This window comes from Nonomuraea sp. NPDC005650, assembly GCF_040605375.1.
In the GTDB taxonomy this organism is placed as follows: domain Bacteria; phylum Actinomycetota; class Actinomycetes; order Streptosporangiales; family Streptosporangiaceae; genus Nonomuraea.
This window is the reverse complement of record NZ_JBEXCR010000076.1, coordinates 1-18255: the sequence shown is the minus strand read 5'-3', so window position 1 is coordinate 18255 and position 18255 is coordinate 1. Positions and strand designations below refer to the sequence as shown.

The 18255-nt window shown below is 71.2% G+C and carries 11 protein-coding genes and 1 pseudogene; 4 read left to right on the top strand and 8 right to left on the bottom strand.

Annotation, left to right across the window (positions count from 1 at the left end; translation table 11 throughout):
- Positions 1–6: 6 nt before the first annotated feature.
- A complete protein-coding gene (locus tag ABZS69_RS63290) occupies positions 7–2589 on the bottom strand; it encodes an MXAN_6230/SCO0854 family RING domain-containing protein (protein ID WP_355393529.1) in 2583 nt (860 codons plus the stop codon).
- Between the two features lie 314 nt (positions 2590–2903).
- On the opposite strand from ABZS69_RS63290, the gene ABZS69_RS63285 reads away from it, so the two are divergent.
- From ABZS69_RS63285 to ABZS69_RS63270, 4 genes and pseudogenes are all read left to right on the top strand, one after another.
- Positions 2904–3761 (top strand): hypothetical protein, encoded by an 858-nt coding sequence (locus tag ABZS69_RS63285; RefSeq protein ID WP_355393526.1) that lies wholly within the window; start codon positions 2904–2906, stop codon positions 3759–3761.
- Entirely contained in the window at positions 3755–6469 is a 2715-nt protein-coding gene (locus ABZS69_RS63280) for a PQQ-binding-like beta-propeller repeat protein (RefSeq protein WP_355393523.1), read from the top strand. Before ABZS69_RS63285 ends, ABZS69_RS63280 begins: the two co-directional genes overlap by 7 nt.
- A 9-nt stretch (positions 6470–6478) precedes the next feature.
- Positions 6479–7422 (top strand): annotated as a pseudogene (locus ABZS69_RS63275) (ADP-ribosylglycohydrolase family protein).
- Between the two features lie 220 nt (positions 7423–7642).
- A complete protein-coding gene (locus ABZS69_RS63270) occupies positions 7643–9799 on the top strand; it encodes a fibronectin type III domain-containing protein (RefSeq protein WP_355393520.1) in 2157 nt (718 codons plus the stop codon).
- 43 nt (positions 9800–9842) lie between these two features.
- Here ABZS69_RS63270 and ABZS69_RS63265 read toward each other — a convergent pair whose 3' ends face one another.
- The 7 genes from ABZS69_RS63265 to ABZS69_RS63235 all read right to left on the bottom strand — a co-directional run.
- The gene (locus ABZS69_RS63265; protein WP_355393517.1) at positions 9843–10700 is read right to left on the bottom strand and encodes a carbohydrate ABC transporter permease; all 858 of its coding nucleotides are present in this window, start codon (positions 10698–10700) and stop codon (positions 9843–9845) included.
- A complete protein-coding gene (locus ABZS69_RS63260; protein WP_355393514.1) occupies positions 10697–11611 on the bottom strand; it encodes a sugar ABC transporter permease in 915 nt (304 codons plus the stop codon). The genes ABZS69_RS63265 and ABZS69_RS63260 overlap by 4 nt, the downstream gene beginning before the upstream one ends.
- A 1-nt stretch (position 11612) precedes the next feature.
- Positions 11613–12932, bottom strand: coding sequence for an extracellular solute-binding protein (locus tag ABZS69_RS63255; protein ID WP_355393511.1), 1320 nt, complete (start codon positions 12930–12932; stop codon positions 11613–11615).
- An 11-nt stretch (positions 12933–12943) separates the two neighbouring features.
- Positions 12944–15037 carry a glycoside hydrolase family 36 protein gene (locus tag ABZS69_RS63250; RefSeq protein ID WP_355393508.1) on the bottom strand — a complete coding sequence of 698 codons (2094 nt, stop codon included), beginning with the start codon at positions 15035–15037 and terminating at the stop codon, positions 12944–12946.
- A 69-nt stretch (positions 15038–15106) separates the two neighbouring features.
- A complete protein-coding gene (locus ABZS69_RS63245; RefSeq protein ID WP_355393505.1) occupies positions 15107–17161 on the bottom strand; it encodes a CBM35 domain-containing protein in 2055 nt (684 codons plus the stop codon).
- 195 nt (positions 17162–17356) lie between these two features.
- Positions 17357–17923: an NADPH-dependent FMN reductase gene (locus ABZS69_RS63240; protein WP_355393502.1), complete on the bottom strand. Its 567-nt coding sequence runs from the start codon at positions 17921–17923 to the stop codon at positions 17357–17359.
- 17 nt (positions 17924–17940) lie between these two features.
- The coding region (locus ABZS69_RS63235; protein WP_355393499.1) for a nitroreductase family protein at positions 17941–18255 on the bottom strand (315 nt) is incomplete at its 5' end.

Here is an 18255-nt window from a genome sequence, read left to right as displayed (position 1 = left end):
GCTTGGCTACGCGGATCGGCGTACGAACGGGGGCGCCGCATCCCCCAGCGGGAGTAGGCGTCCCGCCGTGCCGACCGGCACGGCGGGGGACAGGCCCGTCAGGAGGTCGGCGGCGTCCAGCAGGCGTGCCTCGCCCAGCGCGTACGGATGCAGCGCGTACGCCCCCGCGCCCGGCAGCTCCACATCACCCGAGACCAGCACCGCCAGGTCCGTGCCGTCCGGCGGCCCCTCCAGAGGCGGGGCGTCGGCGCGGGCCACCAGGCGGGCGGCGAACTCCTCGACCTCCTCGCCGGGACGCCGCTCGTACCGCACCAGGGAGCCGTCGCGGCGGCGCACCACCACGTCACCGGCCCGCGCGGCGGCGTGCCAGCAGCCGATCTCCCACAGCGTCACCCGGTGCTCGAAGGCGCTCTCCAGCGCGGCGCCGAGCGCGGCCAGCTGGCCGGCGTTGCCCGCCACGTTGTGGCCGTAGCCCGCGGCGGACAGGTTGAGGTCGGCCCAGCGCATCGTACGCGTCCACAGATCGGCCACCAGCGGCACCAGGATCTTGGCCGGCCCGGAGAGGTCGAACCGCTGCCGCACCGCCATCGGGTCGAACAGCCCCGACGGCTGCTCCATGAACCCGGCGTACCCCCGTACCAGCTCCTCGAACGGCACCGCGTTGTAGCTGAACACGACCGGCACCAGATAGCGGGCGGGCAGCGCGCGCACGTCCACGTCGATGAACTCCGACGCGCCGAGCGGCTCCGGCGCCGAGGTCAGGTCGCCGGAGTGGACGAGCCCCTTGCCCAGCCGCAGCCGCGTGTAGTCGCACAGGCCGGCGAACCGCCAGTCCTCGTCGAACACCGCCACCGACAGGTCCAGGTCCACCTGCGTGCCCGGCGGCTCGGCCCAGTGCAGGAAGAAGCGGAGCCTCTCGGCGCGCGGGATGGGCTGGACGCTGCCGCGCGCCAGGCGGACGAGCGCCGCCGAGGACGACCGTTCGGAGGTGGGGGCGACCAGGTCGGCGGCGGCCTCGTCCAGCAGCACGCGCCGCAGCGGCGGCAGCTCGCCCGCCCGCCGCAGCAGCTCCGCGATCAGGACGCGCTCGACCTCCAGCACGACGTCGTCGGCCAGCGCGGGCCGGTCGTCGCGCAGCGTCCGGAACCGGGACGTGCCGCCGCGCGGCAGGAACATCCTGATGCCGCCGGGCGGCGTCCTGACCTGGCCGAGCGCCGCGAGCAGCACCCCGGGCGCGACCCGCCGGGCCGCGTCCTCCAGCACGTCCAGGGGCACGGGCCCGAGCCGCAGGAGGTGGCACAGGCGGCGCAGCAGCTCACCGGGGCGCTGGGCCAGCAGGGCGCACGCCTCGGCGTGGCGGCCGTCGGCCAGAGCCGCCTCCACCCGCCCGGCGAACGTCGCCACCCGCACCCGCCCGTCGCGCACCTCCACGTCGGGATGGCGGGCGGCGCCGTCGAGCAGGGCGCGGCCGAACGGCGTGTCAGGGTCCAGCCGCGTGCCGCGCACCGCCGCGAACGCCACCGCCGCCCGCGGGAAGCGGGCGTGCTGCTCGTGCGGGTGCAGCACCTCGGCCAGGTGCTTCCACTGCTCGCGGTACCGGAGCAGGTCCTCCAGCAGGTACGGCATCGCGTCCAGGCAGCCCAGCACCGCGCGGCGCACCCGGCGGGGCAGCGACCCGCGCCGCCGGGGCGGGACGCGCAGCCCGGGGTCGGCGTCCATCAGCGCGTACAGCACCCGCAGCACGTCCGTCGCGGTGTCCGCGTGGCGCGGCAGCAGCTCGTCGGCCCCCCTGCGCAGCCCGTACGCCACCACGGCCGCCCTCGTCTCCTTGACCGGGATCGTGTCGGGCAGCCACGAGGCGGCGGCGGGCCAGTTGTCGTCCAGGAGCGTCGTGAGGTCGGCCCGCTCGGGCGGCTGCATGGGCGTGCGGCGCGCCAGCAGGGCCGTGGCCAGCTCCCGGCACGCGGCGGCCGGGTCGCCGCACAGCCGCAGCAGCGTCGTGGTGGTCACGGCGTCGCGGTGCGCGGAAACCTGCTCCTCCGACGGCTGGAGGAAGGGGTCGTCCAGGTCGATCCGGCGGTGGCAGATCGGGCAGGCGCTGAAGTCGGAGCCGTCCCAGCACGTACGGCACACCAGATGGGCGCACGGCGACACGGGACGCACGGTCCCGGCCTCCCCGCACAGCACGCACGGGCGCGCCGGATCCTGCAGCAGCAGGCTGAACACCCGCCGGACATAGAAGGCGGACGTATCAGCTGGCACGCTCTCCGGAAATTTCCGGAACAGCGGGATGTGCGAGTCGTTGGCCCCCAGCTCCTCCCGCAGGCAGTGCAGCAACCGCCGCCCTGCCTTGGTCAGCTCCTCCGCCGAGAGCCCCGCCAGCGCCCGGTACAGCTCCCCGGACACCAGGAACCCGAGCTGCAGCAGCTCGAACTCCAGCGCCGCCACCCCGGACGCCACGTTCGCCCGCACCAGGCCGAGCCGCTTGGGCAGCTTCCCGACCGGCGAAGGCACGCGCGCGTCCGCGGTCAGCGGCCCGAGGGCGACCAGCCTGCGGCGGCGCAGCAGGACCTCGCCGGAACGGTTCACCAGCCACCCCCGCGGCCTCGTTCGTGTGACAGGCGACGGCGGGCCGCACGGGGAGGAGGCCCCGCACGGCCCGCCCGGGCGGAGAGCGGGCGCGCTGTTCATTAAAAGTGAAGGAGAAGGAAGCACACCCAGGAGCCGCCTAGCCCGGCACCCTACCGGCATCGATCACCAAATGTCCGCTGATTTCCTCCCACCTCGCGCCGACGTCGCATAGGAAATTCGTCGACAGCCCAGCAGCACGGCCGTCGCAGCCGTATAGCTATACAGCAAGGGGGAGAGTCAGCCGCGGTTCGCCGTTCACAGGGGGACGCTTCATGGCCAAAGCGCGCCGGAAAAGGCGGGCCGGATCCGCGGCTGGAGCCGACGCGGCCCCCGAGGCCGGGTCCGGGCGGTGGAAGGCCGCGCGGACGTGGGCGGCGGGCATCCTCAGTGCCGTGCTCATCGCGGCTCTCGGCGTCGTGTTCACCACCTGGTTCAACGCCCGCGGACCCGACACGGTCGACCGGATCAGCGGGACGCCCCCGGTCAAGGTCGGCCACGTGGCCGTCGACTACTCCGCGCAGGACACCGCCCTGAAGACACCGGTGACCGACCCCGGGGAACGCGCGACCCTGCTGGCCAACGCGTCAGGCCCGCGCCGCGACGCGGTCATGGCGCGCCACCTCTGGGCCCCGCTCGAACAGGCGGATCTCACCGTCGTCCTCATCGGGAACCGCAGCAGCGTGCGCATCGTCGACATCAAGCCGCGGGTCCTCGACCGCGCGCCGGTGTCGGACGGCGCGCTGCTGGTCTACACCCCCGCCGGAGAGGCCGACACCATCGAGCTCGCCGCCGATCTCGACGATCCGGCGCCCCGCTTCGCCACGGCCGGGGACCTGGACACCTCGTACTTCAGGAAGAAGCAGATAGACCTGAACCGGGACGAGCGGGTCACTCTCTCCATGTCGATCAAGGGCCGGGCGGCGTACTACGAGTTCGATCTCCAGGTCACCGTGCTCGCGGAGGACCGGACCGAGCAGCTGACGATCGAGGGGCCTAGCGGGAGCCCGTTCCGGGTGACCGGCACCGCCGGGGCCTACCGCGCCTACTACGCCGTCTCCTCGCTCGGCGGCTGGCAGCCGATCTCTCGCGGCGAGGCGTGCGCGATCGAGCGGAAGTTGAAGGGGTGCTGACCGTGCGCGGGCGCCGCGCGGTCGCGGCCCTGCTCGCGGTGGTCCTGGCGGCCTGCTCGTCGGGGGACGCTCCGCGGCTCCGGCTCGTGCCCGTCGAGTGGCGGGTGGCGTGGTCGGTGCCCGCGGACGCCGACACCGGCCTGCCGCCCTTCGAGACCCCGCGCTACGCGGTGTCCGACGACGCGGTCGCCGTGGCGACCCGCCAGGGCACCGTACGGATCCACGATCCGCGTACGGGCGAGCTCCGGCGCACGGTCCCCGCCGATCCGGCTCCCGCCGCGCCCGTCACCGGCGTGTGGATCGCGGCGGGCACGCTGGTCGTGTCGAGAGGAACGCCGGACGTCGCCGGCCACACCCTCGTCGGTCTTGACCTGACCACGGGCACCACGCTGTGGCGGCGCACGATCGCCGTCTCCGCCCTTCAGCCCAGGACGGTGGGCATCGGCGGGTACCGGGGCCCGCGGATCATGGTGACCGAGCGCGGCATCGTGGTGTTCGAGCGGTCGGCCGAGCCGTTCGGCATCCACGCCCTCGATCTGCGGACCGGCGCGACCACGGCGCGGGTGACGTACCCGCGAGGCTGCGACCTGCGAGGCGCCGCGACCGCCCGTTCGGTGACGCTGCTCAGCTACTGCGCGAGCCGTGAGGCGCGGCTCGCCTCGATGGATCCGCGCACGTTGCGGGACAGCTGGGCGCGCCCGCTGTCGTCGCTCGCCTCGCCGCCGGACGGTGGCCCGCCGATGACCCTCACGGCCAACGCGGACGGATACGTTCACGCCTCGGTGGGACAGGAGGACTTCTTCTACGGGCCGGACGGCCGCCTGGTCTCCACCGCCTCGCAAGCCGTGCGGGTCATGGACCCGGGCCGCTGGAGTATGCCGCTGTTCGCCGGCTCGTACCCCGTGGCGGCCGACCACGGCGGGCTCCTCCTGCACAACTCATGGCCGTTGCCCGCCTACTTGGTCTCCGTGGACCCCGGCACCGGACGGCTCGGCGCGCTGCCGCTCGACCTGCCCGCCCGGCTGGTGTCCCTGGTCGGGGCGATCCGGGACATGGCGTTCGTGCGCGGTGCCGGCCGCCTCACCGCGTACAAGCTGAGCTATGGGCCCTCCCGCGGGCCTGCCCGGCTCGGCGGCGTCCCGGCGAGCGCGTGGCCGGACGCCTGCGCGCTGCTGACCGGCCGTGACCTGTCCGTCCTCGCGGACGGCTACCGCGCGGTCCCCGGAGGGGACGATCCGGCGCTGCCGAAACCGGCCGGCTGCGACTGGATACCGCCCGCGGACGACGGCGCCGTCGTCTCGCTCTCGGTGGAATGGGTGTCCTCGTCGAGCGCGGGCGCGCGAAAGCTGTTCACCGCGGAGGCGGGCGCCATCAAGGGGACCGCTGCCGTCGATCCGAACACTGAGGGCCCGGGCTTCCTCTCCTACACCGAGGCCAGGACGAACGGCCTCCACGGCGCGACGCTCGTCAACGTGGGCCCCGTCATCGTCCGGCTGAGCTCCACCTCGCGACAGGCGGTGCGGCTCGTCTCCCCGTTGCTGCGGGACAATCTGCTCGCACGCTATCAGCCGGGCGTCCGTGCTCCCGGCCCCGTTCGCGAGCGCGGCTGGATCCAGCTGACCGACGCGGCCGTCCACGCCGAGCCGGTGGTGGCCGGCGGCGTCGTCTACGCCACGAGCGGCGACGGCACGGTGTCCGCGCTGGACGCCGCCACCGGCGGGCTGCGGTGGCGCTTCCGGACGGGCGGCTCCGTGATGTTCGATCACGTGGTGATGGACGGCACCGTCTTCGCCGCGAACACCTCCGGCAGGCTCGTGGCGCTCGACGCCGCCACCGGCCGCCTGAGGTGGAGCCGCCGGATCAACGCGGCCGGCGACCTGGTGGGCACGGCGGGCCGCCTCTACGTCTGGACCAGGAGCCCCGCCTGGGCCGTGAATGCCGAGATCGTAGCGCTGAACGCGGCCTCCGGCGAGCGGGAGTGGGCCTTCCGGCCGGCGGGCGACGTCCTCAACCCCGAACCCGTGCTGGCCGGCGACGTCGTCCAGGTCGGCAGCGACCACGGCATGGTGTACGCGCTGGACGCCGCCTCGGGAGCCCGGAAGTGGCGTTTCCGGGCCGGCGGAGGACGGGACCACACGTATTCGGCGCGGGCCGGCGGGGTCGTCTACGCCGCGAGCACCGATGGCGAGGTGCACGCCCTGGAGGCCGCCTCCGGGAAAGTCCGATGGAGCTCGGAGATCGGCGGGTCCGTCGGCTTCCGTCCCGTGGTGGCGGGCGGGGTCGTGTATCTCGGCGACAGGAACGGCACGACGTACGCGCTGGACGCCGCCTCCGGCACGAGGTTGTGGCGCTTCCGGACCGAGGACGGGAAGCCCGGCTACAGATGGGACGTCGCGGTGGCCTCCGGACTCGTGTACGTCGCGGGCGCCGACAGCAGGCTGCACGCGCTCGACGCCAACACCGGCGCTGCGCGATGGTCGTTCCCGCTGGGCAAGGGCCGGTCCACCGCTCCCGTGGCGGCAGGCGGGACCGTTCACGTCGGAGACGGCACGGGAACGCTGCACGCGCTGGACGCCGCCACCGGCGCGGTGCGACAGAGCTTCCCGACCGGCAGCCCCCTCGAAACCCGGCCTGTCGTGGCAGGTGCCTTCGTCTACGTCGGCAGCTCGAACGGCAACGTGTCCGCATTCCCCACACCGGCTGAGTAGCCTGCCATCGTGGATCATCTGGAACGCGCCACCGGCGCGGTCGTCGGCTCCGCCGTGGGCGACGCGCTGGGCGCCCCTTTCGAGTTCGGCCCCGCGGGCGCCTTCTCCGCCCGCTTTCCCGTCCCCGGTTCCGGTGGCGAAATGTGCGGGGGCGGCGGCTGGGCTGCCGGGGAGGCCACCGACGACACGCAGATGGCCGTTCACGTCGCCGAATCGCTGCTGGAGCGCGGGGCTTGGACCTGCCGGACATCTTCGCCCGCTTCAAGCGATGGGCGGCCGACGATCCGAAGGACATCGGACTGCAGACCGAGGACGTCCTGACCCGTGGCCTTGCCTGGGACCAGGCCGCCGCCGCCCACTATCGCAGCAGCAACCGCGCCGCCGGTAACGGCGCGCTGATGCGGGCGGCCCCGTCAGCGGTGTACTTCGCCCGCGGCGGACGGCAGGCCACCATGGACGCCGCCCGTCGCATCGCCGCCCTCACCCACGGAGACCCCGCCGCAGGGGAAGGCACGGCGATCTTCCACGACCTGGTGCGCGTCGCCCTGGAAGGCGCCGACCCCCTGGCCGCCCTGCCGGAGATCCTCGCCGCCGTCCACCCCGACCACCGGGAACGCTACGCCACCGTCCTGGGCCCGCACTGGCATCCCGGCCAGGCCACCGAGTTCAACGGTGCCGTCTGGCCCTGCCTCGGCTCGGCCGTGTGGGCGCTGCGCGTCACCGGCGACTACGAGGACGCGCTGCGCGCCGCGATCGACCTGGGCGGCGACACCGACACCGTGGCCGCGGTCACCGGCGGCCTGGCCGGCGCGGTCTACGGGCCGGCTGCGATTCCGGCCCGCTGGACGGAGCCCCTGCACGTGCCGTTGCCCGGAAGCGGCGGCCGGGTCCTCGGCCTGCCGCACCTGCTCAATCTCGCGCGCGACCTGACGCAACGGGGCTCCACCGGGTGAAGGGCCTTTCGCCGAAACTTTCGGGATGACCGGCTCTTCCGAGGCGAAAACCCGCCGATCCCCACAAGGCTTCCGAAAGTTTCGAGATTCATGCCGACATATTCCCAGCTAAATGACCTGGCAAAAGATTGATCTTTGAAATATTTCGATCTTATGTTGACATGTTTCAGGCGGGTTCCCAGACTGATCGCCAACACCCCACCCGGAAGGGAGAGCCCTGGTGATCACCATCCGTTCGAGGGTCGTCGCGCTGACGGTGGCGGCGACGCTGTCGATCGCCGGAGCGGTAACGGTAGGACCCCCCGAAGCCGTCGCGGCCGCCGGAGTCGAGGACGAGGGCGCCGACTGCGCGGTGACCGGCCTGCCCGACCCCGGATCCCTGCCCACCAACTCCAAGCTTCCCGATCCCTTCAAGAAGCTGGACGGCACCCGCATCTCCGCCAAGTCCGAGTGGCGGTGCCGACGGCAGGAGATCAAGAAGCTGGCGGAGAAGTTCGTCTACGGCGAGAAACCCGCAAAGCCCGCGAGCGTCACGGGAACGGTCTCGAGAACCGGCATCACCGTGAACGTGAACCACAACGGCAAGAGCTCGAGTTTCTCGGCGGGCGTCGACCTGCCGAGCGGTTCCGGGCCTTTCCCGGCGGTTGTCGTCGTGGGCGGATTCGGCGCGGACACGGCCGCCATCAAAGCGGCCGGCGCCGCCGTCATCAATTACGACCCCTACGCGGTGGGGAAAGAGGGCACGCCGCGGAACAACAAACAAGGCGCCTTCTACAGCATCTACGGCTCCTCCAGCAGCACCGGGCTGCTCGTCGCCTGGGCCTGGGGCGTGAGCCGGATCATCGACGTCATCGAACAGTCCGACGGCGGCATTCTCAAAGCGGATGCGACCGGCGTCACGGGATGCTCGCGGTTCGGAAAGGGCGCCTTCGTGATCGGCGCGTTCGACCAGCGCATCGCCTTGACCATGCCCATCGAGTCGGGTAGCGCCGGCGTCCCCATTTTCCGCGGGATTCCCGGGGAAGGCGCCCAGAGCCTGAGCAGTGCCTATGGTGAGCAGCCGTGGCTGGGCGACGCGTTCGGCTCCTTCACGAGCAGCCCGGCCAGGCTGCCGGTGGACACCCACGAAATGGTGGCCATGGTCGCGCCGCGCGGGCTGTTCATCATGGACAATCCGCACATCGCCAATCTCGGCCCCAAGTCCGCGAGCGTGGCGGCCCTGGGCGGGGCGGAGGTCTACAAGGCGCTCGGCGCGGGAGACAACCTCACGTACTGGTCCGACATTCAGGACGGCAACCACTGCGCCAACCGGGCCGAATGGCGGACCCCGTTGCAGCAGAACATCCAGAAGTTCCTGCTGAAGACGGGCAACGCGCCCGGCGCGATCAGGATCTCCGCCAAGGCGCTCGGCAATCTGGCTGAGTGGAGAGACTGGCAGACACCCGCCCTCGGCGATGCCACCGACACCACCCCGCCGAGCACGCCCGGCACCCCGGCCGCCGCCAACGTGACTGCCACCGGCGCCACGCTGACCTGGGCCGCCTCCACCGACCAGGGCGGCACCGGGCTGGCCGGCTACAACGTCTACCGCGAGCAGGGCACCACCGACCAGCAACTCGGCCAGTCCGCCACGAACTCGATCACTCTCACCGGCCTGACCGCGAACACCCAGTACCAGGTGTACGTACGGGCGCGCGACGGCGCGGGCAACCTGTCCGGCGACTCGCAACCGGTCACCTTCACCACGACGACAAGCAGTGGCGACACCTCGCCCCCGACGGCCCCGGCCGGGTTGGCGGCCTCGGCGACCACGTCCACGGGCACGACCCTGAGCTGGACGGCCTCGACGGACGACAACGGCGTCGCCGGCTACGACGTCCTGCGCGCGCCCGGCGCGAGCGGCGGCACGTTCACCCAGGTCGGCACCTCGACCGCGACCTCGTTCGGCGACACGGGCCTGACCCCGAGCACCACGTACCGCTACCAGGTCAGGGCGCGCGACGCCGCGGGCAACACCTCGCCGGTCTCGAACACCGCGCAGGTCACCACCCAGCCCGGCACCTCCACCGGAACGTGCACGGCCGTCCCCACCGTGCAGACCCAATGGGCCACCGGGTACGTCATCCAACCGCTGGCCATCACCAACACCGGCACCTCGACGATCACGGGTTGGACGGTCACCTTCACCCTGCCGGCCGGCCACTCGCTGAGCGGCTCGTGGAACGGCACCGCCACCGTCAGCGGGCAGACCGTGACCATCAAGAACCTCGGCTACAACGGAACCCTCGCCCCCGGAGCCGCCACCACCACCGTCGGCTTCCAGGCGACCCGCCCGAACGGCAACACCGCCCTCCCGTCCGGCTACACCTGCGCCTGACACCCAACTCCGGAGCCGGCCGGCTCCACAGCCGGCCGGCCTGCTACTTGACGGCGCCGCTGGTGATGCCGGAGATGATCTTTCGCTGGGCGACGGCGAAGACCACGACCAGCGGCAGGCTCATCAGGATCACGTACGCGAAGATCAGATGCCAATTGTTGAGATACAGCCCGGCGCTGGCCACCCGGAAGAGGTTGAGGGGGAGCGTGTCCAGGCGCCCGCCGATCACGAAGAAGGCGTAGAAGACGTCGTTCCACACGTACAGGCAGACCAGGATGGTGGCCGTGGCCAGCACCGGGCGCAGCAACGGCAGCACCACCAGCCAGAACACCCGCATCGGGCTCGCCCCGTCGAGCTGCGCCGCCTCCTCCAGGGAGGTGGGGATGGTACGCACGAAGCCGGTGACGAAGAAGATCACCGTGGACATGTAGATGCCCATGTAGACGCCGATCATCCCGACCGCGCTCCCGGCCAGGCCGAGCTGGCGCAGCAGCAGCACGACGGTGACGACGGCGGGCGGGAGCACGATGCCGCTGATCGCCAGCGCGTACAGGACGGCGTTGAGCCGGGTGGCGCGGCGGGCCAGGATCCAGGCCGCCATCGAGCCGAACAGCAGCACCCCGATCACCGAGGGCACGACGACCAGCAGGCTGCCCAGCGACGCCCGCAGGACCTCGCCGTCGCCCCACACCTGCCCCAGGTTCTCCAGGAGGTGCCACTCGGACGGCAGCGACAGGTCCGGAGTGAGCGCCTCGCCGCGGGACTTGGCGGCCGTCACCAGCACCAGCCACAGCGGGATGCCGATGGACAGCGTCACCAGCACGAACGTGACCAGGGGCTGGAGCCGGCGCCACACGGGCGCGTCGCTCACGCCGCGACGGTCGGGCAGGACGGGGGTCACAGGATCTCCTCCCGCTTGCGCAGCACGTAGATGACGGGGAAGGCCATGAGGGCCACCAGCAGGAACAGCACCAGGCTCATCGTCGTGGCCTGCGCGAACAGCCCCTGGCCGAAGGTGCGGTAGATGAAGATGTTCAGGATCTCCGTGGTGCGGGCGGGCCCGCCGCCGGTGGTGGCCTGGGCGATGTCGAAGCCGTTCATCGAGCCCAGCAGCGCCGTGGCGACGTTGAACGTGATCGCGGGCGCGAGCAGCGGGAAGCGGACCGCCCAGAACGTCCGCCACCGCGAGGCGCCGTCGATGTGGGCGGCCTCCACGATGTCGTCCGGGATCGTCTTCAGCCCCGCCAGGTAGATCAGCATCGACAGCCCCATCCACTTCCACGCGTGGATCAGCGCGACGACCACGACCGTCCAGGTGGTGTCGCCCAGCCAGGCGTAGTCGATGCCGAGGAGCCGGTTGAGGCCGCCCGTCGGCTTGAGCAGGGCCTGGAAGATGTAGCCGACGGCCAGCGCGGACATCAGCACCGGGATGAGGAAGAAGACCCTGGCCAGCCGGTTGAGCCAGGTGTCGCGTTCCAGCAGCACGGCCAGGCCGAAGCCGAACGCGTTCTGGAAGATCGCCACCAGGACCGCGTACACCACCGTGACCCGCAGCGACCGGAACAGCGTGCCGTTGGAGGCCAGGTCGGTGAAGTTGTCCAGCCCGACGGGCCGGATCGCGCTCTTGAAGCCCGACCAGTCGGTGAAGGCGTAGACGAAGTTGAACACCGTCGGCAGGAAGAAGAACACCAGCAGGATGGCGAACGCCGGAGCCATGAACCACATGGGGTGCGTCCGCCTCCCGACGACCGGGCGCCCGCGGGCCGCGGTCGTGGCGCGGGAGGCGGCCCGCCGTGAGGTCGTGATCAGCACGTCAGAAACCGCTCGCCCCGGCGGCCTTGGCGAGCTGGGCGAACTGGTCCTGCGTGGCCGAGGCCACCTTCTCCGGCGTCATGGTCCCGGTGATCATGTCGGCCAGGTTCAGGTACAGGTCCGGGTTGGCCACCGCCAGCGCCTGCATCGACCCGACCGCGGTGGGCAGCGCGGCGTGCACGTCCAGCAGCGCCTGCGGCACGCCCGCCGGGCTGGGCACCGACGGCTCCAGGGAGACGGTGTTGCGGTCGGTGACGAAGTCCTTGTAGCCGGGCCCCATCCAGTACGCCAGCAGCTGCCGCGCCGCGGCCTCGCGCTTGGCGTCACCGCTCTTGAACGCCACCAGCGCGTTGGACTGGTCGGGGATGAACGTGCCGACGTTCCCCGACGGCGAGATCGGGAAGAAGCCGATCTTCTTGTCCAGCGTGGCCGTGTCGGCCGTGGCCTGCAGCTGCCCGAAGAACGAGTTCACCTGCACGACCATGGCCGCCTTGCCGGACAGCAGCGCCGCGCCCTGGTCCTCGAACTTCGCGGTCTTGATGTCGGAGTTGAACAGCCCCTCGTCGATCAGCGACTTGTACGTCTTGATCGCCCCGACGACGGCCGGGCTGTTGAACGTCTCCTTGCCCGTGTTGATCCGCTCCCACAGGCCGTCCTTGGCCGCGTCCGCGAGCTGGACCTGCACCCACCACTGGGTCGCCCACTTGTCGCCGGCCATCTCGAAGAACGGCGTGACGCCCTTGGCCTTCAGCGTGCGCCCCAGCTTCACCATCTCGTCGAAGTTCTTCGGCGTACCGGTGATCTTGTTGGCGGCGAAGACCTCCTTGTTGTAGTAGACGCCCTCGACCGCGGGGCTCGTGACGAGGGCCGCGTACCGGGTGCCGTCCAGGATGCCGGTGATGTCCTTCAGGTCCGGCGACAGCTGCGCCAGCCACGGCGCGTCGTTCAGCGGCTGGAGGTTGGCCTTGGCGTTGATCGCGGTCAGCATGGACGCGGTCGGCTGCCAGAACGCCAGGTCGGGCTTGTCGCCGGTGGCGACCTTGGTCTGGATGCCCTGCTCGTACGGGTCCGGGATTGTCACCACCTCGACCGTCGCGCCCGTCGCCCGCTGGAACCCGGCGATGACCGCCTTCGGCACGGTGTTGCTGTTCTGAGCCGCCCAGATCGTCAGCTTGACCCCGTCGAGCTTGGTGGCCGGGTCGGGCCAGGCCGCGGCGGTGGCGGGCGCGGCGGAGGAGGTCTCGACGGAGGGGTCGCTGCACGCGGTCAGGCCGAGCGCGAGCGCCGCCGCGGCGGCGACGGCCGTCCATGTGGTCTTCATGCTGGTCTCTTTCATGAGGCGGTGCGGATGCGGAGGATCCGGGCGGAGTGGGGCTCGTCGCAGCATGGGGTGAGCGTCAACACGCCGGAACCGGGCTGCCAGTCGCGAGCCCAGTCCGGCAGGTGCCGCGGGTAGAGCACGTCGATCTCGACCGCGCGGCCCGCCAGGTGCGGCAGCTCCAGCCGTACGGGCTTCGCCCCGTCGCGTCGCCATACGCCAAGGTATGTGACGTCAGCCGTCCGCAAACCCAGGGCGAGGTGGCGGTCGTCCCAGCGCGGCAGCCCGAGCGGCCACACGGGCGTGGCGCGGGCGAGGTCCGCGCGGATCTCCTTGTGGACGCGTACGGCGTCGCGGACCGAGCCGAACTGGGCGTCGCTCATCCCGTCCAGATGGCCGGACAGGTAGAGCCGCCCCAGCATGCCGGTGCACAGCGCGAAGGCGATCTCCTCGTCCGACATGTCGGGCTGCGGATACGCCCAGCTCGCCGACTGCTCGGGCAGCACGGACATCGGCGCCGACGCCGCGATCGGCGGGTACAGGCGGAAGTCCTGTTGGTCGCTGGTGGACTGCAGGTGCAGCCGGGACAGCATGGCGTAGTCCATGCGCATGGCGCCCGACGCGCAGTTCTCCAGGACGAGCCCCGGATGGCGCGCCAGCACGCCGTCCAGCCAGGCCAGGTGGGCTCGGTTGCAGGCCAGCAGCCCGTCCCCGGCGCTGTCGGCGTCCAGGTCGGTGCCCGCGCCCGGGTCGATGTTGTAGTCGAGCTTGAAGTAACCGACGCCGAGCTCCTCCACCAACCGGTCCACGACCTGGTCCAGGTGCGCGATCGCCCGGGGATGGCGCAGGTCGAGGTGGTAGCGGCCGTGCTCGACCAGGCGCATGCCGCCACGCTGCAGGAACGCCTCGGTGGGCAGCTTGTCGGCCATGGGGCTGCGGACGCCGATCACCTCGGGTTCGAGCCACAACCCCGGAACCATGCCGTGCTCCCTGATGCGGCCGAGCACCTCCTCGATGCCGCGCGGGAAGCGCGTCTGCGACGGCTGCCATTCGCCGACGCTGTCCCACCAGGTGCCGCCGTCGTCGTACCAGCCGGCGTCAATGCAGAACACCTCGGCCCCGGCCGAGGCGGCGGCGTCGATCAGCGGCAGGAGCTTGGCCGTGGTCGGATCGCCCGCCAGCGTGTTCATGTAGTCGTTGAACACCACCGGCAGCCGCTCCCGGTCGGGGTGCGGCCGGACGATCATCCGCCGGTGCGCGGTGAGCGCCGCGGCCGCCCCTTCCAGGCCCGCGCCGGACACCGCGACCGACACCGGCACCGTGGTGAACGACTCGCCGGGCTGGAGCAGGTGCTGCCACTGGTGGTCGATGTCGGTCGGGCCGAGCAGCGCGACGTACGGGTCGTCGAGCCGCTCGCCGACCTCCCAGCGCCAGGCGCCGTTGTGCTCGATCTGCCACAGCCACGCCTGCCCGCCGGCGCGGTCGATCAGGCCGCCGGTGGGCAGGTGGGAGCCGGTCGACCAGGTGCCCTTGCTGACGACCGCGAGCCGCCCGCGGCCGTCCTGCCCGTGGGCGCCCAGCCGCAGATCGGGTACGGCGTGCGCGCGCAGGGCCTCGCGGACCCAGCGGCTCTCGCCCAGCCACTCGCTGTCGGCCCGTACGACGTCGATGTCGTCCACCGAGCCCGCGAAGGCGGCGGCGAACGACGTGACGCCCAGCAGCAGCCGGGGGTCCTGGCCGCGGTTGGTCACCCGCGTCCAGACCTGGAACGCGCTGACACCCTCCGCCGAGCGTACGAACACCTCGGCGTCCAGCCCGCTCTCCGCGTCGTGCAGGTCGAGCTGCAGCACGTGCCACACCCCCTCCCTGCGCTGCTCGCAGCCCCGGTAGGCCAGGCGCAGGCCGACGGCCGTCCGGGAGAAGCGGTGCGAGGCCCGCGCCCGCCCCGCCTCCGGGACCAGCAGCTCCACCAGCGGCTGCGTCGCCCTGGGCAGGTGCGCCGTGGCGGCGTCGCCGCCGGACAGCGACCGGACGCCGACCGGGCCGTCGGGTGAGACGTCGAGCACGACCCGCAGGCTCGGGTGGCCCCAGACGACGCTGGTGTTCATGGATCTCCTCTGCTGCTTTTTGCGGGTGCCGCTTTCTTGCGGGTGCTGCTTCTCGCCGACCGGCGCGGCTCAGCCGACCGGGTTGGCGATCTGGATGCGGTCGATGTCGGGCGCGAAGCCGGCGGAGGCGTTGCCGAACGTGATCGTGTTCGCTCCGGCGGTCAGGGTCACGTCCACGACGGTGGTCCGGTAGTTCGACCAGCCCAGCGTGTTGCGGAAGTAGTGCCGCTGGGCCGCGCCGCCGTTGACCGAGATGTCGGCGTAGCGGTCGACGATGTTGCTGTTGTAGTTGGTGGCGCCCTCGCCCAGCTCGCCGTTGGCGTAGGTGACGATCAGGCGGTGGCGGCCGGCCGCGTCGGCGGTGACGTTGTTGAAGCGCAGCGTGTTGGCCGCGCCGGCGCCGACGTAGCCGACGTACTTCCCGCCCGAGGCGGCGGAGTTGGCCGAGACCCTGGCGGCGCCGCCGAGGGTGTTGGCGCTGGACTCGGCCTCGTACGCGGTGATCGTGCCCGACGTCGCCGACACCTCGAGGTAGTCGACGTTGGCGCCGGTGGCGGCGACGTCCAGGCGGTTGATCCCGGCGGTCAGGAACACCTTGGCCGTGGCGGTGCCCCAGTTCGGGGCGGCGGGCAGCGGGACGTCGGTCAGGTCGGAGCCGTTGAGCCGCAGCCTGGCCGTGCGGGCGGCGGCGGCCGAGTAACGCAGGCCCACCGTGTAGTAGCCGTCCGTCGGGGCCGTGACCACGAACCTGGCGCCGCCGTCGGCGAAGGAGACCGGGCCGTAGGTGATCGCGCCCGGCGCGGCGGCGTACTCGGCCTCGTAGCGGGAGCCGGTGGTCGCGTCCTTGTCCGGCGTCACGATCACGTGGTACGCCGACGACCCCTTCAGCCCGGTCAGCGGGATCGTGATCTGGCCGCCGGACGGCGTGAAGCCCGCCTCGGTGACCTTGTACGGGCCGGGGGAGGGGTTCAGCCCGGTGTCGTCCACGCCCCAGACGGTGGCGTGGACCGTCGCGCCCAGGGCGGATGGGATGCCCTTGACGACCAGGTTCGTGTCATATGTGCCGTTGGCCGGGTTGTTGCCGCCGAAGATCACCCTGGCCTGCTTCTTGCCCTGGTCGAGCGCGGCCAGGCCCTGAAGGGAGCCGCCCTGCGAGGGTGGGGTGACGGCCACGGTGTTGCCGGTCAGCTCGCCGTACCACTTGTACAGCCACCAGCCGCCGGTCGCCTGGTTGTTCCTGGTGACCAGGTCGTTGAGCCCGCCGGCCGTCGTCCAGTACGCCAGGCAGCCGTCGACCTTGCTGTTCTCGAACTTCGCCACGAACTGCACCAGGTTGCCCGGCACGCCCAGGTCCCCGGAGAACCGCCCGTACTCGTTGATCGTGATCGGCCTGGGGGAGATGCCCAGGCTGGACTCGATCGCCCGGTAGTCGGCGTAGTGGGTGTGCCAGCCGGTGAAGAAGTCGTCGCCCAGCTCGTGCCAGGTGGTGACGTCGGGCAGCACGGCGTTGTCGCGGGCGAACTGCATGAACGTCCGGATGTCGGCCGAGCGGTAGCTCGCGAAGTTCGGGCCCGCGATGCGGGCGCCAGGGTCGAGGGAGCGGATCCGGCGGTAGACGGTCCGGTAGTCGTTCATGAACCCGGCGAGGTTGCCGCCGTACCAGATCTGGTCGGGCTCGTTGAAGGGGACGTAGACGTACGAGGTGCGGTACGGGTCGGCGACGACCTTCCTGACCATCGTGTCCACCTTGGCCAGGTAGTCGTTGATGCCGAGGTTCTCGTACGGCCACTGCTTGTAGACGTCCTGCATGTAGATCTGGATCTCGCGGCCGCCGGCGCGCTTGAACATGGGGGCGATCTTGAGCGCGTCGCCGTTCGGGTGCTGCAGGCCGTCGGGCGCCTTCTGGGCGGTGACCTGGGGTTTGAGGGCGGCGAGCATGGTCTCGTTCGGGATGCCCTCGTCGCCGAGCCCGTACAGGAAGCCGGTGGCTCCGTACCTGAGCGCGCCGGTCGAGCTGCCGAGATCGACGACGAGCTGAGACGCGGCCTGAGCGGGTGCGGCATGCAGGGCACCCGTCACCATGACCACCGCCAGCATCGCTGACCAGGCATGTTTCCTCCTCATAGCGGGACAACCTCCTTGCGTGCTTCGGGCGTTGGAGCCCTTGGGGGGACGTGGAGGTGCGCAGATGTGACCGGTCACATTTCTTGATGCTTGAGTGTGACCGCTCACATTGAGGAGGAAAAGACCCTGTTACCAGGTTGTTACCGGCAAATGTCGGAGGGGGGTGAGGAGGCTTGGCGGGATCCGCTCCGGAGGCTACAGTTCCGGGATGTCGTGGTGGTGGCGTCGGATGTGCGCCGCGAAGGCCCGCAGATAGCCGGTCAGGAATTCGGCGGTGGAGGGCACCTGGATGTCGCCGTCGTCGTCGATCAGTCCCTTGGTGAACTGGATGTAGGCCTCGGGCTGGCCCATCACCGGGGTGTTGGTGAAGGACAGGATGGTCCTGAGGTGCTGCTGTGCCACGGCGGTGGAGATCGGGCCGGGCGAGGCTCCGATGATCGCGGCCGGCTTGCCGGCGAGCACATTGGCGCCAAAGGGCCGGGTCGCCCAGTCGATGGCGTTCTTCAGCGCGCCGGGGATGGACCGGTTGTACTCGGGGGTGACGAACAGGAGGGCGTCGGACGCCTTGATCGCGTCCTTGAACTCCTGGGCCACGGCGGGATAGTTCGGATCGTGGTCGTGACTGTAGAGGGGCAGCTCGCCGATGGGGATCTCCGTGAGGCGGAGCTCCGGCGGCGCGAGCCGGCTCAAGGCCAGGGCGAGCGTCCTGTTGATCGACTTCTGGGACAGGCTCCCGACGATGTAACCGACGGCGTAGGTCATTGTGTTTCCTCCGGTGTTCATGATCTTTCTTCGACGAATGTGACCGTCTCTTCGAGGGGCGCCCGGCCCGTACGGACGTGATTCACCGTGACGTCCTCGAACCCGATCGACATGCCGCAGTAGAGGACGAGCCCGTCCGGGGGAGAGACGATCTCCGCGACGGTCCTGCGATAAACCGACCACGCCATCTGCGGGCAACTGTGCAGCCCTTCGGCGCGCAGCAGCAGCATGACGGTTTGCAGATACATGCCGACATCGGCCCATTGGGGGCGGCCCAGGTCGCGGTCGATGTAGCAGAACAGCGCGGCGGGCGCGCCGAAGCACTGCCAGTT

Bases quoted from the DNA above. Each gene is read 5' to 3' on its own strand.
- ABZS69_RS63255 (WP_355393511.1), bottom strand. From the start codon at position 12,932: ATGAAGACCACATGGACGGCCGTCGCCGCCGCGGCGGCGCTCGCGCTC.
- ABZS69_RS63245 (WP_355393505.1), bottom strand. From the start codon at position 17,161: ATGAGGAGGAAACATGCCTGGTCAGCGATGCTGGCGGTGGTCATGGTG.
- ABZS69_RS63250 (WP_355393508.1), bottom strand. From the start codon at position 15,037: ATGAACACCAGCGTCGTCTGGGGCCACCCGAGCCTGCGGGTCGTGCTC.
- ABZS69_RS63285 (WP_355393526.1), top strand. From the start codon at position 2,904: ATGGCCAAAGCGCGCCGGAAAAGGCGGGCCGGATCCGCGGCTGGAGCC.
- ABZS69_RS63240 (WP_355393502.1), bottom strand. From the start codon at position 17,923: ATGACCTACGCCGTCGGTTACATCGTCGGGAGCCTGTCCCAGAAGTCG.